Source organism: Leisingera sp. CC-HEC096 (assembly GCF_059429235.1).
Genome location: NZ_JCAIJS010000001.1, coordinates 3,580,173 through 3,597,164, shown reverse-complemented (window position 1 = coordinate 3,597,164; position 16,992 = coordinate 3,580,173). Strand labels below are relative to the sequence as shown.

Here is a 16,992-nt window from a genome sequence, read left to right as displayed (position 1 = left end):
ATGCGCCGCAAGATCCCGCCCACCGCTGCCCTCCTCTGTTTCGAGGCCGCCGCCCGCGCCGGCAGCTTTGCCCAGGGCGCCCGCGCCATGAACCTGTCCCAAAGCGCCTTCAGCCGCCAGATTCAGAGTTTGGAGGCGCAGACCGGCCAGACCCTGTTCAAACGCGAACGCCAGCGGGTGCAGCTGACCGGCGCGGGTGAGATGCTGCTGCAGGAGCTGTCGCCGCAGCTGGAGGCGCTGGAGGCCACCTTCTACCGCCTGCGCACCCGGGATAACCCCTATGGCGCGCTCAATATCGGCACCTATCCGACGCTCGGCAGCCGCTGGCTGATGCCGCATCTGGCCCAGCTCGCTCAGGAACAGCCGCGGCTGACGGTCAACACCATCACCTATCTGGACAACGCTCAGGTGGATGCCAGCCTGGTCGATCTCGCCATCGTGCAAGGGGACCCGCCCTGGCCCGGCTTCCGCGCCGATCCCCTGATGCCGGAGACGCTGATCGCCGTGGCTGCACCCGGCCTGCTCGGCACCGCGGTACAGGCGGCAAGCAGCCTGCTGGACTACCCGGCTCTGCAGCACACCACCCGCCCGCTCAGCTGGCAGATTTGGTTCGGCGACTTGGGTGAAGCGCTGCCCGCGCAGCCCACCGGCCCGCTGTTCAGCCAGTTCGAAATGCTGATCGACGCGGTGAAATACGGCCACGGCGTGGCGATCCTGCCAGAGCTGCTGGTGCGCCGCGAACTGGGCGAAGGCACGCTGATCCAGGCCCATCCGCACCGCTGCACCCCTGCCAGTGCCTATTACCTGCTGACCCCGCAGGCCAAGGCCGGCACCAGCCGGATCGAACGGGTCCGCAGCTGGCTGCTGGAGCGCACCGCCGCCGGTTAGGCGCAGCCGCGCTGCGCGCCAGCGCGGCGCCGGGCCCAAGGGTGCCAGGCGGCCCCGCCAGGGGCAGCCGCAGGCGCGGGAGCCCTTCCCCTGCCCGCACCGCCCTCAGCGGAACAGCGCCTTGTACAGCTTTTCCTTGGTAAAGGGCTTGTCCAGCACCCGCACATCCGCCAGCTCCGGAAAGCCAGCGTCCGCCGCGCTGATGGCGAAACCGCTCATCATCACCGCATTCAGGCCCGGCTGCGCCGCCCGCAGGCCTGCCAGCGTTTCCCAGCCGCCGCGCCCGGGCATGCTCATGTCGATCACCGCGCCATCAAACGGCCCCTCCGATGCCAGCAAGTCCAGCGCCGCGTCATACCCATCCGCCTGCGCGACCTCACAGCCGCGCAGCTGCAGCAGACCCGCCACCGCCCGGCGCACCGTGTCTTCGTCATCCACCACCAGGATCCGCCGCCCCCCTGCGCCGCGCGCATCTGCAGACGCCCGCACCGCTGGCGCCGCCACCGCGCAGGCAGGGAAATAACAGCGGAAAACACTGCCCTTGCCCTCACGGCTCTCCACCGCCAGCCCGCCCTGGTGGCGGCTGATGACCCCCAGCGCCGCCGCCATGCCCAGACCGCGCCCGCCGGGCTTGGTGGTGTAGAACGGATCAAAGATCCGGGTGACCATGTCCTGACCCATGCCGCCGCCGGTGTCGCTGACTTCCAGCAGCAGACAGTCGCCCGCCGCCATCCTGCGCCCCTTGAGAAGCTGGCGCCGCTCTGCTGCGCCCAGGCGGGTCCGCCGGGTCCTCACCGTGATGGTGCCCGCGCCCGGGCCAATCGCCTCTGCAGCGTTGAGCACCAGGTTCAGCACCAGCTGGCGCACCTCTTCCGGGTCCAACTGTGCGGCCTGTGCGGCTTCGGCCAGATCCAGCACCACCGCCTTGCCCCGCCTGCACGTCAGCGGCACCAGCGCCATCGCCTCATGCACAATGGCATTGAGGTCGCAGGACGCAGGCACCTGGCCGCTGCCGCCCCTGGCAAAGCCTTGCAGCTGCCGCACCAGCCCAGCCAGGGAGTGCAGCCCCTGCCCGACCTCCTGCACATGCTTCTCAGCCGGATGGGAAGCTTCCAGATGCGCCAGCGCCAGCTCGGCCCTGCCCTGCATCGAAGCCAGCAGATTGTTGTACTCATGCGCGATGGCGCCCGCCAGCCGCCCCAGGCTCTCAGCCTTGTGCCGGATCAGCTGCGCCGCCTCTGCCTGATGGCGGCGCTTTTCGGCAGCCCGGCGGCGCATCTCCAGACCAGTGCGGGCCGCAACCAGCGCCACCAGATCCGCGTCCAGACTGCCCGCCCCGATCTCCCGGTCATGCAGCACCACAAGCCAGCCGGCCACCGCACCGCCTGCATCCCGCAGCGGGTAGCCGAGGCAGATATTCAAACGCTCCGTCTGCTCCGGAAGCACCTGGCGCAACCCGTCCGGCAGCCGGAACGCCTGCCATCCGTCAGGCAGGGAGGCGCCGGTTCCGTCAAAGCCCGCAATCCGGTCTTCCGCCGCATCCGCCAGCTGACCGTCGAGACAGCACGCCAGCACACGGCAGCGGTCCAGCCTGCCGCCGGCGCTTTCGGCAATGAAGGCAGCACGCACCCCAAGCGCAGCCTGCAGTTCCTGTGCTAGCTGCCGGAAGGCCGCGCCCTCAGACAGGCTGCGCGGCCCCTCTGCCAGGGCCGCCAAAGCCGCCAGCCGCCGCCGGTTTGAAATCGCTGCGCCAAGCCGCGGTGCAAACCGCTCCATCAGATCCACAGCCCGCTGCGCCCGCCGGTCCCCGATGTCGCGGCGCCAGGCCGCCTGCACCAGGCCGGCCGTGCCGCCGCCGGAGCCCTTCAGGGCAACGCCCGCATAACTGCGGATGCCTTCCTCAATGAGCATCCCATCCTCGGGATACAGCTCCTGCACCCCGCAGGGGACGACCTGCGGCTTTCCGCTCCGGACCACGTCAAGGCATGGCGCCCCGTGCGCGTCATATTCGAAATCCCCCAGCGGCAGCCCGTCGAAACTGCTGGCCAGAACCCTGATGCGTCCGGGTTCCGCGGCCCCCAGTTCGCCGACGGCGACCAGATCCGCCCCAGTGCAATGTGAAAGCTGTTCCGCGAATTCCTGACAGAACTTCAGCCCGTGCAGTTCCGCCAACGCCCCCAGATCCAGGCCGCGGCCGTCCCCCAGCCCCGGCGTCGCCGATGCGTCCATGTCTTGTACTCCTGCCATCCCTGCAAAGACCGGCTTCCTGCACCGGCCCGCTGGCAACACTCATTAAACTTTGTCCCCGACACAGCGGGAAGCCGCCCCTCTTTGCGGAGGCCTTTCCCGTTTCCCAATGACTGCGAGCAACCTGGAACACAGCCGCCCGCAACATCATGCTGCGCAAATCATTGGTGCGTAGTCAACATATTGTAACCTTGAGACTCAATTCTAACAGAAAAAGCCGCAAATCCGGAGCACCGGATTTGCGGCTTTTTAATGACTTTCCCAAATCCGGCCCGGGCAGGCCCGCCTGGATCAGATACGGGAATCCTCGTCGTCGTCCTCGTCGTCAGCGCCAGACGGCAGGTTGAAGAAGCTGTCGGCGTCGAGGATTTCCTCTTCCTTCTTCTCCTCCTCGCTGCTGGAGCCGCCGCCCAGGGTAAAGGTCTCCAGGCCTTCGATGGCGCTCGGGATCTTCGGTTCGGCTTCCATCTCCAGCGATTGCTCGGTGGACACCAGCTTGCGGCGCTCGTCGTCGCTCATTACGCCGCCCTCGGCTGCCTTCTTGGCCGCCGCCTTCTGCACCGCGGAGTCCAGCTCGGACTGTTTGCACAGGCCCAGCGCCACCGGGTCGATCGGCTGCATGTTGGCGATGTTCCAGTGGGTGCGCTCGCGGATCGACTGGATGGTCGGCTTGGTGGTGCCCACCAGCTTGGCGATCTGGCCGTCGCTCAGTTCCGGGTGGAACTTGACCAGCCACAGAATCGAGTTCGGACGGTCCTGGCGCTTGGACAGCGGGGTGTAACGCGGGCCGCGGCGCTTTTCCTCGCCAGCGGCTGCCGGGTTGAACTTGAGCTTCAGCTTGTGCAGCGGGTTGCCCTGCGCCTTGTCGATCTCGTCCTGGGTCAGCTGGTTGTTGGCCACCGGGTCAAAGCCCTTGACGCCCACCGCCACTTCGCCGTCGGCGATGCCCTGGATTTCCAATTCGTGCATTCCCACGAAATCTGCGATCTGCTTGAAGCTGATCGTGGTATTGTCCACCAGCCACACGGCGGTTGCCTTGGCCATCAACGGTTTTGCCATGTGCTCATCTCCTTAAAACACCTTGATCCCCGGATACATCTCTCCCGCCGCCTGAAAGGGCGTCCCCGGCGTGCGGGGCAGGTTTCCGTTGTCGGGGAACTTCTGCCCTATATAGTCAGCTTGATTTCATAAGGAAAGAGGCCAATGCGCAAGTTATTGCTGGGTTTGGCGGCTGTTTTGACCGGTATTGCCGCGCTTGCGGCGGCAGAAGGCGAGCCGGCCGGAGAGTTTGACTACTACGTGCTGGCGCTCAGCTGGTCGCCGAACTGGTGCGAACAGGAGGGCGATGCCCGCGATGCGGACCAATGCGATGCCCGCCATGACTATGGCTGGACCCTGCACGGGCTCTGGCCGCAATACCACCGCAGCTGGCCCAGCTACTGCCGCACCTCCGAGGCGCCGCCCAGCCGGGCGATGAGCCGGGACATGGCGGACATCATGGGCAGCGCGGGCCTCGCCTGGCACCAGTGGAAGAAACACGGCACCTGCGCGGGCCTCAGCGCCCGCCAGTATTACACCCTGATGCGCGAGGCCTACGCCCGCGTCACCCGCCCCGCCGCCTTCCGCAAGCTGGACAAACCCGTCACCCTGCCCGCATCGGTGGTGGAGGAGGCGTTCCTCAAGGAAAACCCCTCCCTGACGCGCGACAGCCTGACCATCACCTGCCGCGACGGCGCCATCCAAGAGGCCCGCATCTGCTTGTCCAAATCACTTGCCCCTGTGCCCTGCGGACGCGATGTGATCAAGGACTGCACACTAAAGGACGCGCGCTTCGCGCCGGTGCGCTGAACCTGCCCGAAGACCAAGCAAGGGCGCTGCCCCTCTTGGCCTTTCGGCCAATTCACCCCGGAGTTTTTCGGAAAAGATGAAGCTGCCGCCACACGCTTTCCAAGCGGCGCGGCCGAAGCCGCCGCCTCTTCATCTTTCTGCAAATACTCCCGCCGGAGGCCGGCGCCGCCAGGCGCCCCTCTCCTCGCGCGGCAATAAATGGCCTGTGAAGCACACTTTGCCGAGAATTGTGCTAGTATTAGATTATGTGCCGCGCCCGGCCCTGCCTGAACGGCACTTCCGTTTTGGTCAGCGAGGAGGAGGAAGCGCATGGCAAAAACAATCGGTAATCCGCTCAGCTGGCTTCTGCAGGGTGCAGAAACCACCGGGCACCATATCAGCGAAACCGTCAGCGAAATGGGCAGCGACGGTGTCAGAGAGATGCCCAAGGCGCGCGACCTGAGCATGGATGACATCATCCATTCTTTGGCCGCGGGTCTTGAGGACTTTGCCGCCTGCCGCAGCGACGCGATGTTCCTGGTGCTGTTCTATCCGCTCATCGGCATCGCGCTGATTGTGATGAGCCTGTCGATGAATTTGCTGCCGCTGATCGTGCCTATGATCATGGGCTTCGCGATTCTCGGGCCGGTCGCAGCAATCGGCCTTTATGAAATGTCCAAGCGCCGCGAAGATGGTTTTGAGCCGCGCTGGGTCGATGCCTTCGGCGTCATCCGCTCGCCGGCCTTTGGCGCCATCCTGGTGCTGGGGCTGTATCTGGCGGTGCTGTTCATTATCTGGCTGGTGGCGGCTGACATGATCTACAGCCGCACCCTGGGCCCGGAGCCGCCGGCCTCGATCGCAAGCTTCGCCAGCGACGTGCTCACCACCCGCGCCGGCTGGATCATGGCAATTGCCGGCGGCGCGGTGGGCGCGGTCTTTGCCTTTGCCGCACTGGCGATGAGCCTGGTGTCCTTCCCGCTGCTGCTGGACCGCCACGTGGGCCTGCCGGTGGCAGTGGCCACCTCGATCAAGGTGCTGCGCAGGAACCCGGTGGTCTGCATGACCTGGGGCGCGCTTGTCGGCGCCGCGCTGGTGATCGGCGCAATCCCGTTCCTGGCCGGGCTGATCATCGTGGTGCCGGTGCTGGGCCATGCCACCTGGCACCTCTACCGGCGCGCCGTGCAGTAGCACCCATGCAATCAAAAAAGGCCGGCGGATCCGCCGGCCTTTTTGCGTGGACCTCCTGAGGCGTCACCCGACCTTCAAAACGATCTTACCGATGTGGCCGGAGCTTTCCATCCGGGCGTGCGCCGCGGCCGCGTCCTCCAGCGCAAATTCGCTGTCCATCACCGGCGCCACCTTGCCCGCCGCAATCAAGGGCCAGACCGCCTCGCGCAGGTCCTGAGCAATCTGCGCCTTGGCCAGATCGCTTTGCGGACGCAGGGTGGAGCCGGTCAGCGTCAGCCGCTTCACCATCATCAGGGCAAAGTTCAGCTCCACCTTCGGCCCCTGCAGAAAGGCGATCTGCACCAGCCGCCCGTCCTCGGCCATCGCCTTGACGTTGCGCGGGATGTAGTCGCCGCCAACCATATCCAGCACCAGATCGGCGCCGCCTTCCTCCCGCATCACCTTGACGAAATCCTCGTCGCGGTAGTTGATCGCCCGCTCGGCGCCCAAATCCAGACAGGCCTGGCACTTCTCGTCCGAGCCTGCGGTGGCAAACACACGCGCCCCGAATTCCCGGGCCAGCTGGATCGCGGTGGTGCCGATCCCGGAAGAGCCGCCATGCACCAGGAACCGCTCGCCCGCCTTCAGCCCGCCGCGGGTGAAGACATTGGACCAGACGGTAAAGAAGGTTTCCGGCAAACATGCCGCCTGTTTCAGCTCCATCCCTTCCGGCACCGGCAAACAATGCGCCGCAGGCGTCGCCACATATTCTGCATAACCGCCGCCGGGCAGCAGCGCGCAGACCTGATCGCCTGCCGCGATGCCGCTGACGCCCTCACCTACGGCCACCACCTCGCCCGAGGCTTCCAGCCCCGGCAGGTTGCTGGCGCCCTTGGGCGGGTCATAGGCGCCCGCACGCTGCAGCGCGTCGGGGCGGTTCACACCGGCATAGGCCACCTTGATCACCACCTCGCCATGGCCCGGCTGCGGCACCGGGCGCTGTGTCAGCTGCAACACCTCCGGCCCGCCGGGTTTACTGATCTCCACCGCGCGCATCATCTCTGTCATCGGAATATGTCCTCCTGATCCTTGCCCCTTGCCTAGCACCCGTCCCGTCAAGCGCAAACAGCAAAGGCGCCGCAGCTGGGGCGGTTTGCGGAGTGGCTCTCGGAAGCGGGCCTCGGTTCCAAAGGGCAAAATGGCAGCAGGCGGGCTGGCGACTGCGGTGCAGGATTACCGGGTCCTGATCCAAAGTGTTGCCAATGATCCGGCTTCAGGGGAAGATTCCCTTGCCAAGGGCGCACGACGTTCTTCTTCCACAGAGAGTACAAATTATGGCTGACATTACCGGCAAGTGCCTATGCGGGGCCGTTGCATACGCAATGGCCAACCGCCCCGCCAGAACGACGATCTGTTTCTGCAAGTTCTGTCAGCGTGCGACAGGGGGCGCGCAAATGATCCTGCCTGTGGCTCCCCTGTCCGTTTTTTCTGTAACCCAAGGTGCACCGCGTGCCTATGCGCATATCTCTGAAGGCAGCGGGAAAAGGATTCAGATCCATTTCTGCGGAGAGTGCGGCACGAAACTCTACATGACTTATGAAAGGTGGCCGGACATGGTGGGTCTTTTTGGCGGCACCCTGGATGACCCGGCGGTTGCCACGCTTGATCCATCGAACACCAAGCAGATTTTCGTCTCATCCGCCCGCCCCGGGACGGTCATACATGCCGGTATTCCTGCCTACTGGGAGCACGCTGCCACGCTGGACGGCGAACCGGAGGAAGCCTTTGTTCTAAGTGTCCCGACGGCAGTTGAAGATTTGCCGCGAGGCTAGAGACCCTACTGGTGCGGCGTCCGTGCGCCCCGGGCAGACCAATTGCGGTTCACCGGCCTCAAGGCCAGTTCACCCGGTACCCGCCCGGCTACATTCAGCGACCCGGCCCCGCCTCACCGCCGCGGGTTCAGCGCCCCCGGCAGATCATCCCGGGCCTTGGGCGGCTTGATCTGCTCAGCCAGCCAGTTCGGCCCCACCAGGAACGGCTTCAGAAGCGGGTTCTTCTGCAGCCCCGCTTTCAACTTCTCGAAGTCCATCACATTGTCGATGCGCCGGTCCAGGAAGTCCCAGGTCGCCTGATGCTCCAGGCTGTCGTCGCCGAGCCAGTACAGCACGGTGGCAGAATAGACCCCGGCCAGCGAGGCGCGCTTGGTGTACCAGTTCAGATCGTCGGAGCCGTCGCCTAGTGCATCCCAGATCAGGTCGCAAGTGGTCCAGATCGCCTTGACCCCGTCGCCCGCGTACTGCGGCAGCGTCAGCAGCGTTGTGCCGCGGCGCACCGCCTCCTTGTCGTCGACCGCTTCCAGCCGGAACCGCACCGCCGCCGCCACCTTGTCGCGGAAGCGCATCCCCGACAGATCCTCGGCCGCCAGCCGCTCCAGCATCAGCGAATCGCCGCGCGCATGATAGGCCAGCGCCAGGTCGACCCCGCCGCGCGGGCACACCGCATGAGCCAGCACCTCCGGCACCTCGGCGTCGTGGCAAGCGGCGCGGAACGTCACCTCCGACCAGCCGTCAAACGGCACATGCAACAGCGCCGCATCCAGCAGTTTTTCCCTGATATCGTCCTGCGCGTGATCCTGGTCTTCGGTCATCTCACCCTCCAGCTGGCAGTGTCCTGACACCCTACTAGACAAATTAGCGGCGCTTTGCTATACGGCCACTTCCTGCAAATCCTTGCAACTCAACTTAGAAAGGTGGTGAAAACCACATGCAGGTTAGTGTTCGCGACAACAACGTCGATCAGGCGCTTCGTGCCCTGAAGAAAAAGCTGCAGCGTGAAGGCGTCTTCCGCGAAATGAAGCTCAAGCAACATTTCGAGAAGCCGTCCGAGAAAAAAGCGCGCGAGAAAGCTGAAGCGATCCGCCGTGCCCGTAAACTGGCACGCAAGAAAGCCCAGCGCGAAGGTCTGCTGTAAGCAAACCTTGCTCTCCAGCTTTGGACAGCACTACGGCGGTCCCCGGACCTGCCGGAAAATAAGTTCAGACAACCCCCGCGGCCCCGCCCGGGGGTTCGTCATTTTTAACGGACCGCAAACATCGCCGAGCTTTTTTGCAGCACACGCAAAAATCGTGAAATCTTTAGGATTACATCTTTAGGGTGTATTTTTTAACTTCTGCCTGCTATAAAGGTGGCACGGCAGGGCAAAGCTGATGCGTTTCCCTTACCTTGTCCCCGCCGTCCGGGCCTGGAACACCCGGAACACTGAAACCCGGGGCTGGCTGCGTCCCCCCCTTTAATACCGGCGCCTGTCTTGGTCCCTGCAAACAAGGCACGCCTCTCCGGGTTTTCAATTGACGCCGGGCGCCGCCAGCTTCCCCCCGCCGGCGCCCGGCCCGCCCGTTTCCGCAGCATGAAAATCCATCCCCGGCCGCCTGCCCCGCAGCTCAGAGCGAATCCCGCGCCGTCCCCGCCTGCGCCAGGCGGCGGGATAGCGCCGGCGGAGGAACCGGCCTGCCCGTACCCGCGCTGCGCGCAGGAATCCGCGTATCGCGCCCCGCGCTTCGGGCAGAGCTTTGCCGCAATCCCGCCCCGCCACAGTGCTGCCCTTCCAGCGCCGGGAATTTCCGTTAACGGGATAGCGCACCGCCGCACAGCCGGCACACTCACGGAGCAGTAAACGATGTCACAGGCAAGCGAACTCGAGCGCCAGATGCTCGACCTGATCAACGCCGAGCGCACTTCACGCGGGCTTAACCCAGTGCAGCTGGAGCTGCGCCTCAATGATTCGGCAGAAGACCACAGCGAGTGGATGCTGCAGCAGAATGTGTTCTCCCACACCGGCGCAGGCGGCTCCAGCGCGGGCGACCGGATGGAAGACGCGGGTTTTCAGTTCTCCGGCAGCTGGACCTGGGCCGAGAACATCGCCTGGCAGAGCGAGCGCGGCGCTGCCGGCCTCTCTGACGACGTCGTCGACCTGCACAACTCGCTGATGGACAGCCCCGGCCACCGCGCGAATATCCTGAACGCAAATGTCGAAGTGATCGGCATCGGCGTTGAGCAGGGCAACTTCAACGGCTGGGACGCTGTCATGGTCACCCAGAACTTCGCCAGGACCAGCGCCGGCCTGCAGCTCGACAACGGCGGTTCGGACGGCGGTTCGGGCGGCAACGATGGCGGCAGCACCGGCAATGGCGCCACTGCCGGCGATGACAGCCTGACCCTCAGCAGCGCAGGCAGCCTGGACGGGCTGGCAGGCAACGACACCCTGACCGGCAGCAGCGGCGGCGACAGCCTCAGCGGCAATGACGGCCGCGACAAACTGCTGGGTAAAGGCGGCAGCGACGGCCTGAACGGCGGTTCGGGCAACGATGTCCTGCGCGGAAGCCGCGGTGCTGATGACCTCAACGGCGGAAGCGGCAAAGACAAGCTGTACGGCGGCAGCGGCAGCGACACCCTGGATGGCGGCAACGGCAATGACCGGCTGACCGGCAAAAGCGGCGCTGACATCTTTGTGTTCAGCAGCGGCAACGATACCGTCACCGACTTCAACCCGAACGCCAGCGGCGAGCGTATCGACCTGGGCGCAGCGGACGGCATCGGCGGTTTCAGCGATCTGATGAACAACCACGCCCGCCAGACCTCCAACGGCCTGCTGATCACCGACAACGATGGCGACAGCATGCTGCTCAGCGGCATCACCGCTCAGGACCTCGGCGCGGGCGACTTCCTGTTCTGATATCCCCACCGGGCAAATCTGATAAGGGCGCGCGGCCGCGCGCCCTTAAGCATGTTCAGGCCCCTACCCCGGGGCTTCAAACCTCAATAGATCTTCGGAACATACAGCTCATCCGGCAGCACTTGGCGCTCATAGTCCGGATTGTACTTGCGGTCCGGCAGCTCGACCTTCTCATGCTGCACCTCCTCATAAGGGATCTTGGTCAGCAGGTGCTCGATGCAGTTCAGCCGCTCGCGCTTCTTGTCGTTGCCCTCGACAATGTACCAGGGCGCTTCGGGGATGTTGGTGCGCTTGAACATCGCCTCCTTGGCCTTGGTGTACTGCTCCCATCGGATTCGGCTCTCCAGGTCCATCGGTGACAGTTTCCACTGCTTCATCGGGTCATGGATGCGCATCATGAACCGCAGCTGCTGTTCTTCGTCAGTGATCGAGAACCAGTACTTCAGCAGGATGATTCCCGAACGCACCAGCATCCGCTCAAATTCCGGAACGTCCTGAAAGAACTGCTCGACCTGGTCGTCGCTGGCAAAGCCCATCACCCGTTCGACGCCGGCACGGTTGTACCAGGAGCGGTCGAACAGCACGATCTCGCCGCCCGCCGGCAGATGCGGCACATAGCGCTGGAAGAACCACTGGCTCTGCTCGCGCCGGTTCGGCGCCGGCAGCGCCACCACCCGCGCCACCCGCGGGTCCAGCCGCTGAGTGATCCGCTTGATCACCCCGCCCTTGCCCGCCGCATCGCGGCCTTCGAACAGGATGCAGACCTTGGCGCCGCTGTGCTGCACCCAGTCCTGCACCTTGATCAGCTCCGCCTGAAGCCGCAGCAGGTTACGGAAATAGACCTGCCGGTCCAGCATCTCCGGGTGCTGCTCGCGGTAGATCTTGCGGATCTCCTGGCTCAGCATCGGCTCGGAGAACTCGATCTCGATATCCTCGTCCAGCGTGTCCTGCAGCTCCGCTTCCAGCCAATCCAGGGATGCGGTCTCATATTCGCGGGTCACGGGCAGGGTTCCTTCCTTGTCAGGTGCTGAAAAAGCCGCCTTGTACCGGCGGCATGTGAATGTTTGATGTCACCCCGCAGGGTCAGCCGCCGAAATCATGGCTGCGCCTAACGGGAAACCGCCTGACGGAGCGCCTCCGGACAGAAGACCGCGGGCCGGCAGGTTCCTTTAAGGCAACCGGAAAACCCGCCCGGGTTCAAGCGCAAAAGCCCAGGCCTGCCCGCCGAGCCGGCTGGAAAGCCGGCAGCTGACCGGATTAAGTGCAAGCCATGAGCTTTCTTGTGACAACCCTGCCCCAGACCTGGCCCTGGCTGATCCTGATGGCGGCGCTGGCCGCCGGCTGGAGCGCGCAGCGCGGGCTGGCCTTTGCCCTGCTCGCTGTCTTTGCTGCGGCCGCCGTTGCTGCCGGCCACCTGACGCCGCTCGCTCTGGTGGCAATGGCAACCGGGCTGCTGTTTGCCTCATTCATCCCCCGCACCCGCGGCCCGGTCCGCTTGATCGGCCATGCGGTGCTGATCCTCTGGTCGCTGGCCCTGGGCGCGCATTTGCTTCCGGGCGTGCAGAACCTCCTGATTCTAGACAATGTGCAGTCCGGCCCCGCCAGCGCGCCCTACTCGCTGCATCTGAATCTCGACAAGCCGGTGGTATTCTTCACCCTGCTGCTGGCGTGGCCCTTCCTGCTGCGGCGCAATGATCCGGCGGGGCGGCCGGCCTTGCTGTCCGGCCTGCTTCTCCTCGCCGCGCTGCTGCCGCTGGCCCTGCTGACCGGCGTTTTGCGGCTGGAACCCTGCTTTCCGGAATGGGCGCTCCTGTGGATGGCGTCGAACCTGCTGCTCACCTGCCTGGCAGAGGAAGCCTTCTTCCGCGGCTACCTGCAGCAGGGCCTCAGCCGCCGCTTCGGGCCTGCAGTCGGCATCGCCGGGGGCAGCCTGCTGTTTGGTCTTGTCCACCTGGGCGCAGGCCCGGCGGTCGCCGGTTTCGCCACGCTCCTGGGTTTGGCCTGCGGGCTCGGCTACTGGGGAAGCGGCAGGTTCCGGGCGCCGGTGGCAATGCATTTCGCCTTCAACCTCACCCACCTCCTGCTGTTCACCTACCCCGCCCCGGCGTGAAATTCCGCCGCGCCGGTGCACAGGGGGTGTACAGGGGGTGCACGCATGTCACCCCCTCCGATGGCTCAAACCGGCAGCGCCGTGGTCTTGAAGACGGTGCGCAGCGCAAAGCTCGACTGCATCTGCGCCACCCCCGGCAGCCGCGCCAGATGCTGGCGGTGAATGCGGGCGAAATCCTCGGTGTTCTCCGCCACCACCTTGAGGATGTAGTCCGCCGTCCCCGCCATCAGATGGCACTCCAGCACATCCGGAATCCGCGACACCGCCTTTTCAAACGCGTCCAGCACCTCATCCGCCTGGCCGGACAGGGTGATCTCCACAAAAACCGTGGTCGGCACGTTCATCTTGCGCGCATCCAACAGCGCGACATAATCACGGATATAGCCCTCCGCCTCCAGCCGCTGCACGCGGCGGTGGCAAGCCGAGGCCGACAGGTTCACCCGCTCCGACAGGTCCGCGTTGGAGATGCGCCCCTGTTTTTGCAGCACCGATAGAATGCGACGATCTGTTTCGTCCAAAGACATTTTGCGAAGATCCTTGCTGACTTTCGCCTGTATAGACGAAGATTCTTCGAAAGGCATGTTTTTATTATGCCCAAAAAAGCAGCACCTTTTCCGCTGCCTGCGGCAAAATGACCGCAGAGAGTTTTGAGGAGATACTCACATGAAAATCGGCTGCCCCACCGAGATCAAACCGCAGGAATTCCGCGTCGGCATGACCCCCGACGCCGCCCGCGAGGCCGTCATCCGCGGCCATGAGGTTGTCATTCAGCAAGGCGCCGGCATGGGCGCCGGCTTCACCGACGAGGACTATGTCTCCGCCGGTGCCGTGATCCTCGACACTGCCGAGGAAATCTTTGCCACCGCCGACATGATCGTCAAGGTGAAGGAACCCCAGGCAGTTGAGCGCAAGATGCTGCGCGAAGGCCAGCTGCTGTTCACCTACCTGCACCTGGCTCCCGATCCGGAGCAGACCAAGGACCTGCTGGAATCCGGTTGCACCGCAATCGCTTACGAGACCGTCACTGACGACCGCGGCGGCCTGCCGCTGCTGGCGCCGATGTCGGAAGTGGCCGGCCGCCTGGCCCCGCAGGTCGGCAGCTGGACACTGCAGAAGGCCAATGGCGGCCGCGGCGTGCTGATGGGCGGCGTGCCCGGCGTGGCCCCGGCCAAGGTGGTGGTGATCGGCGGCGGCGTCGTCGGCACCCACGCAGCCAAGATCGCGGCCGGCATGGGCGCGGATGTCACCATCCTCGACCGCTCGCTGACCCGCCTGAAGTATCTGGACGACGTCTTCGGCCGCACTTTCAAGAACCAGTACTCCACCGCCGGCGCAACGGCTGAGCTGGTGCGCGAGGCCGACATGGTGATCGGCGCGGTTCTGGTCCCGGGTGCCGCAGCACCGAAACTGGTGTCCCGCGCGCAGCTCTCGGAAATGAAGCCGGGCGCGGTGCTGGTGGACGTTGCCATCGACCAGGGCGGCTGCTTCGAGACCTCCAAGGCGACCACCCACGCCGACCCGATCTATGAGGTCGACGGCATCATGCACTACTGCGTGGCCAACATGCCGGGCGCCGTGGCGCGCACCTCGACCCAGGCCCTGGGCAACGCCACCATGCCCTTCATGCTGAACCTGGCCAACAAGGGCTGGCGCCAGGCGTGCGAGGACGACCCGCACCTGCTGAACGGCCTGAACGTGCACGCAGGCCAGCTGACCTACTACGCGGTCGGCGAGGCCCTGGGCATCGACGTTCTGTCGCCGAAACTGGCGCTGAAGCAGTAAGGCCCAAGCCATCAGGTAAAGCGAATAAAGGGAAAAGCCCCGCCGGACCGGCGGGGCTTTTTCTGTTCCGGATGCAGGCACTCAGCCGCCCGAGGACCTCCAAATTCTTGACCTTACGGAAAGCCATGGGCAATCGGCACGGTTGATCCTTGAAAACGCCGCAACCCTTGGTATAGCCCCTTTTTGCCAGCACTTTTAACGACTGTAAAACTTATCGAGGGTTGAATTCATGCCGACAATGACTGTGACCGGGTCTCTGGAAACCCAGATGGCCGGGCTTGTTGCTACCTTCAACGGCGCACAGCTGAGCAACAAATACGACACTGGCACCTTCCTGCTGATCTACAATTACCCCTATTCCGTGAGCCTATACGGCGAAGATTTGCGGGTTCCCGGCTCCGGCAGCTACTTCATCACCGGCAACATCACCGAATTCAACTATGCTGAAATCTCACTGACCCCGTCTTTCCACACCATCAAGAAACTGGTTCTGGACGGCTTCGATGTCAGCGCGGGCGGCCTTTTCGACCTGACCAGCCGCACCGCCACCACCGCCACGGGCCGGTTCGATCTCGACCGGTTCGTATCTTTCGTGCAGGGCGAGGACTGGACCATCAACGGCTCAACCGAAGACGATATAATCCGGCCCGGACAGTACTACAAACTGTCCGGAAGCGAGACTATCGAGGCTGGGCGCGGGGCGGATACCGTTTCCGCCGGAGCTGGTGCCGATTTCATTTCCGGCGGCAGCGGCAAGGATGTTCTCAAAGGCCGCAACGGCAAGGATACCATTGAAGGCGGATCCGGCGCGGACAAGCTGCTGGGCGGAAGGGGCAACGACAGCCTGCACGGCGGCGACGGCAAAGATGTCCTGCGCGGCAACCGGGGCAAGGACACCTTGGATGGCGGCGATGGCGCTGACCTCTTCGTGTTCAAACGCGGAGACGGCGTCGACACAATCTTGAATTTCGACGCCAGCGAGGATCTGATCCAGATCAAGCGCGGCGCCTCCGGCTTCTCCGATCTCACGGTCTCGCAGACGGAAAGCGGCGCCGAAGTCAGTTTTGCCAACGTCTCCATCACCCTCAGCGGTTTCGATGCAGAGGACGTCACCGCCGATTTGTTCCTGTTCTGATTACGAAAGGGAGCTGCGGCCCAGCTCGCGGCTCCCGCTTACAGCCCTTTCCGTTTCACGGTACATGCCGACCCGGTGCCTGCGGCGGCCCCAGTCCGCCCGCACAGGTTGAGGCTTTGACGCCAGAAGTTTCCCCGCCGCGCCCTATTGCCACAGCTGCGCTCTTCCACGACAGTCCGGGGCAAGCAATGACAGCGCTAAGGGACAGCGGACATGGAACAGATGATGGAACAGGCAGGCGCCTATTGGCCTCTGATGGTGAATGGCGCGAAAGCGCTGGCGGTGCTGATCCTCGGCTGGATCGCCACCGGCTGGATCAGCAGTGTAGTGCGGCGGCGGATCAACAGCACGCCGCGGATCGACCCCACGCTTGGCACTTTTGCCGCCAGCGCAGTGCGCTGGGTGCTGCTCCTGGTGGTGCTGGTCGCCATCCTCAACATCTTCGGTATCGAGGCCACCAGCCTGGTCGCCATGCTGGGCGCCGCCACCCTGGCAATCGGACTGGCGCTGCAGGGCACGCTCAGCGACCTGGCCGCGGGCTTTATGCTGATCCTGTTCCGCCCCTACAAGATCGGCCAGTATGTCGACATCGGCGGCACCTCTGGCACGGTGAAGGACCTGAACCTGTTCGTGACCGAGCTGGCCACACCGGACAACGTGCAGATCATCGTGCCCAACGGCCAGGCCTGGGGCGCGATCATCACCAACTTCTCGCATCACCCCACCCGCCGCGCTGATCTGGTGTTCGGCATCGACTACGCCGACAGCGCCGAAGAGGCCAAGGCGATCATCCTGGAGCAGGCAAATGCCGATGCGCGGGTGCTGCAGGACCCTGCTCCCTGGGTGCGGGTCACCAACCTTGGCGACAGCTCTGTCGACCTGACCGCGCGGGTCTGGTGCAACGCCGAGGATTACTGGGAGCTGAAGTTCGCCCTGATGCAAGGGGTGAAGGAAGCATTCGACGCCAAGGGCATCTCAATCCCCTACCCGCATACGGTGGAAGTCAAAAGGGAAGGCTGAGGCACTCCCGCCCGTCTTCGGCCCCTGCGGGCCTCATCCCGTTGGGCCCGGCGCCCCGCCTGCGGCGGGGCGTTTTGCGTTGCGG

At 64.6% G+C, this 16,992-nt stretch carries 16 protein-coding genes; 10 read left to right on the top strand and 6 right to left on the bottom strand.

The features are described from left to right. A complete protein-coding gene (locus AC5STI_RS17385; RefSeq protein WP_495447543.1) occupies positions 1-888 on the top strand; it encodes a LysR substrate-binding domain-containing protein in 888 nt (295 codons plus the stop codon). A gap of 105 nt (positions 889-993) precedes the next feature. On the opposite strand, the gene AC5STI_RS17380 is transcribed toward AC5STI_RS17385, so the two are convergent. Together AC5STI_RS17380 and AC5STI_RS17375 are read right to left on the bottom strand one after the other, a co-directional pair. After that, complete coding sequence (locus AC5STI_RS17380; protein WP_495447542.1) at positions 994-3,117, bottom strand: ATP-binding protein; 2,124 nt, start codon at positions 3,115-3,117, stop codon at positions 994-996. A gap of 309 nt (positions 3,118-3,426) precedes the next feature. Next, complete coding sequence (locus AC5STI_RS17375) at positions 3,427-4,194, bottom strand: DUF1013 domain-containing protein (RefSeq protein WP_495447541.1); 768 nt, start codon at positions 4,192-4,194, stop codon at positions 3,427-3,429. Between the two features lie 144 nt (positions 4,195-4,338). On the opposite strand from AC5STI_RS17375, the gene AC5STI_RS17370 reads away from it, so the two are divergent. Beyond that, on the top strand, positions 4,339-4,983 hold the full coding sequence (locus tag AC5STI_RS17370) for a ribonuclease T2 family protein (RefSeq protein ID WP_495447540.1): 645 nt from the start codon (positions 4,339-4,341) through the stop codon (positions 4,981-4,983). A 309-nt stretch (positions 4,984-5,292) separates the two neighbouring features. Continuing rightward, complete coding sequence (locus AC5STI_RS17365) at positions 5,293-6,150, top strand: DUF2189 domain-containing protein (protein WP_495447539.1); 858 nt, start codon at positions 5,293-5,295, stop codon at positions 6,148-6,150. A gap of 63 nt (positions 6,151-6,213) precedes the next feature. Here the strand turns inward: AC5STI_RS17365 and AC5STI_RS17360 are convergent, their stop codons facing one another. After that, positions 6,214-7,197: an NAD(P)H-quinone oxidoreductase gene (locus tag AC5STI_RS17360; protein WP_495447538.1), complete on the bottom strand. Its 984-nt coding sequence runs from the start codon at positions 7,195-7,197 to the stop codon at positions 6,214-6,216. Positions 7,198-7,463: 266 nt separating this feature from the next. Between AC5STI_RS17360 and AC5STI_RS17355 the strand changes: the two genes are divergently transcribed. Beyond that, positions 7,464-7,961, top strand: coding sequence for a GFA family protein (locus AC5STI_RS17355; protein WP_495447537.1), 498 nt, complete (start codon positions 7,464-7,466; stop codon positions 7,959-7,961). 113 nt (positions 7,962-8,074) lie between these two features. Here the strand turns inward: AC5STI_RS17355 and AC5STI_RS17350 are convergent, their stop codons facing one another. Then, positions 8,075-8,776: a COQ9 family protein gene (locus AC5STI_RS17350; protein WP_495447536.1), complete on the bottom strand. Its 702-nt coding sequence runs from the start codon at positions 8,774-8,776 to the stop codon at positions 8,075-8,077. 116 nt (positions 8,777-8,892) lie between these two features. Here AC5STI_RS17350 and rpsU point away from each other — a divergent pair, with 116 nt between their 5' ends. Together rpsU and AC5STI_RS17340 are read left to right on the top strand one after the other, a co-directional pair. Beyond that, a complete protein-coding gene (gene rpsU / locus AC5STI_RS17345; RefSeq protein ID WP_005614280.1) occupies positions 8,893-9,099 on the top strand; it encodes a 30S ribosomal protein S21 in 207 nt (68 codons plus the stop codon). A gap of 705 nt (positions 9,100-9,804) precedes the next feature. Further along, on the top strand, positions 9,805-10,860 hold the full coding sequence (locus tag AC5STI_RS17340; RefSeq protein WP_495447535.1) for a CAP domain-containing protein: 1,056 nt from the start codon (positions 9,805-9,807) through the stop codon (positions 10,858-10,860). Positions 10,861-10,943: 83 nt separating this feature from the next. Here the strand turns inward: AC5STI_RS17340 and ppk2 are convergent, their stop codons facing one another. After that, complete coding sequence (ppk2, locus tag AC5STI_RS17335) at positions 10,944-11,861, bottom strand: polyphosphate kinase 2 (RefSeq protein WP_421053206.1); 918 nt, start codon at positions 11,859-11,861, stop codon at positions 10,944-10,946. Between the two features lie 269 nt (positions 11,862-12,130). Here ppk2 and AC5STI_RS17330 point away from each other — a divergent pair, with 269 nt between their 5' ends. Then, complete coding sequence (locus AC5STI_RS17330) at positions 12,131-12,970, top strand: CPBP family intramembrane glutamic endopeptidase (RefSeq protein ID WP_495447534.1); 840 nt, start codon at positions 12,131-12,133, stop codon at positions 12,968-12,970. Between the two features lie 65 nt (positions 12,971-13,035). Here the strand turns inward: AC5STI_RS17330 and AC5STI_RS17325 are convergent, their stop codons facing one another. Further along, positions 13,036-13,494, bottom strand: a complete 459-nt coding sequence (locus AC5STI_RS17325; protein ID WP_475049874.1) for an Lrp/AsnC family transcriptional regulator — start codon at positions 13,492-13,494, stop codon at positions 13,036-13,038. A 139-nt stretch (positions 13,495-13,633) separates the two neighbouring features. On the opposite strand from AC5STI_RS17325, the gene ald reads away from it, so the two are divergent. The 3 genes from ald to AC5STI_RS17310 all read left to right on the top strand — a co-directional run bounded on the left by ald (position 13,634) and on the right by AC5STI_RS17310 (position 16,907). Further along, positions 13,634-14,752, top strand: a complete 1,119-nt coding sequence (gene ald / locus AC5STI_RS17320; RefSeq protein ID WP_475049872.1) for an alanine dehydrogenase — start codon at positions 13,634-13,636, stop codon at positions 14,750-14,752. A gap of 229 nt (positions 14,753-14,981) precedes the next feature. Further along, entirely contained in the window at positions 14,982-15,887 is a 906-nt protein-coding gene (locus AC5STI_RS17315; RefSeq protein WP_495447533.1) for a calcium-binding protein, read from the top strand. Between the two features lie 213 nt (positions 15,888-16,100). Beyond that, complete coding sequence (locus AC5STI_RS17310; protein WP_495447532.1) at positions 16,101-16,907, top strand: mechanosensitive ion channel family protein; 807 nt, start codon at positions 16,101-16,103, stop codon at positions 16,905-16,907. The last annotated feature ends 85 nt before the right edge of the window (positions 16,908-16,992 follow it).

Coding starts and splice junctions, on each gene's coding strand:
- AC5STI_RS17385 (WP_495447543.1), top strand. CDS start 1: ATGCGCCGCAAGATCCCGCCCACCGCTGCCCTCCTCTGTTTCGAGGCC.
- AC5STI_RS17380 (WP_495447542.1), bottom strand. CDS start 3,117: ATGGACGCATCGGCGACGCCGGGGCTGGGGGACGGCCGCGGCCTGGAT.
- AC5STI_RS17375 (WP_495447541.1), bottom strand. CDS start 4,194: ATGGCAAAACCGTTGATGGCCAAGGCAACCGCCGTGTGGCTGGTGGAC.
- AC5STI_RS17370 (WP_495447540.1), top strand. CDS start 4,339: ATGCGCAAGTTATTGCTGGGTTTGGCGGCTGTTTTGACCGGTATTGCC.
- AC5STI_RS17365 (WP_495447539.1), top strand. CDS start 5,293: ATGGCAAAAACAATCGGTAATCCGCTCAGCTGGCTTCTGCAGGGTGCA.
- AC5STI_RS17360 (WP_495447538.1), bottom strand. CDS start 7,197: ATGACAGAGATGATGCGCGCGGTGGAGATCAGTAAACCCGGCGGGCCG.
- AC5STI_RS17355 (WP_495447537.1), top strand. CDS start 7,464: ATGGCTGACATTACCGGCAAGTGCCTATGCGGGGCCGTTGCATACGCA.
- AC5STI_RS17350 (WP_495447536.1), bottom strand. CDS start 8,776: ATGACCGAAGACCAGGATCACGCGCAGGACGATATCAGGGAAAAACTG.
- rpsU (WP_005614280.1), top strand. CDS start 8,893: ATGCAGGTTAGTGTTCGCGACAACAACGTCGATCAGGCGCTTCGTGCC.
- AC5STI_RS17340 (WP_495447535.1), top strand. CDS start 9,805: ATGTCACAGGCAAGCGAACTCGAGCGCCAGATGCTCGACCTGATCAAC.
- AC5STI_RS17330 (WP_495447534.1), top strand. CDS start 12,131: ATGAGCTTTCTTGTGACAACCCTGCCCCAGACCTGGCCCTGGCTGATC.
- AC5STI_RS17325 (WP_475049874.1), bottom strand. CDS start 13,494: ATGTCTTTGGACGAAACAGATCGTCGCATTCTATCGGTGCTGCAAAAA.
- ald (WP_475049872.1), top strand. CDS start 13,634: ATGAAAATCGGCTGCCCCACCGAGATCAAACCGCAGGAATTCCGCGTC.
- AC5STI_RS17315 (WP_495447533.1), top strand. CDS start 14,982: ATGCCGACAATGACTGTGACCGGGTCTCTGGAAACCCAGATGGCCGGG.
- AC5STI_RS17310 (WP_495447532.1), top strand. CDS start 16,101: ATGGAACAGATGATGGAACAGGCAGGCGCCTATTGGCCTCTGATGGTG.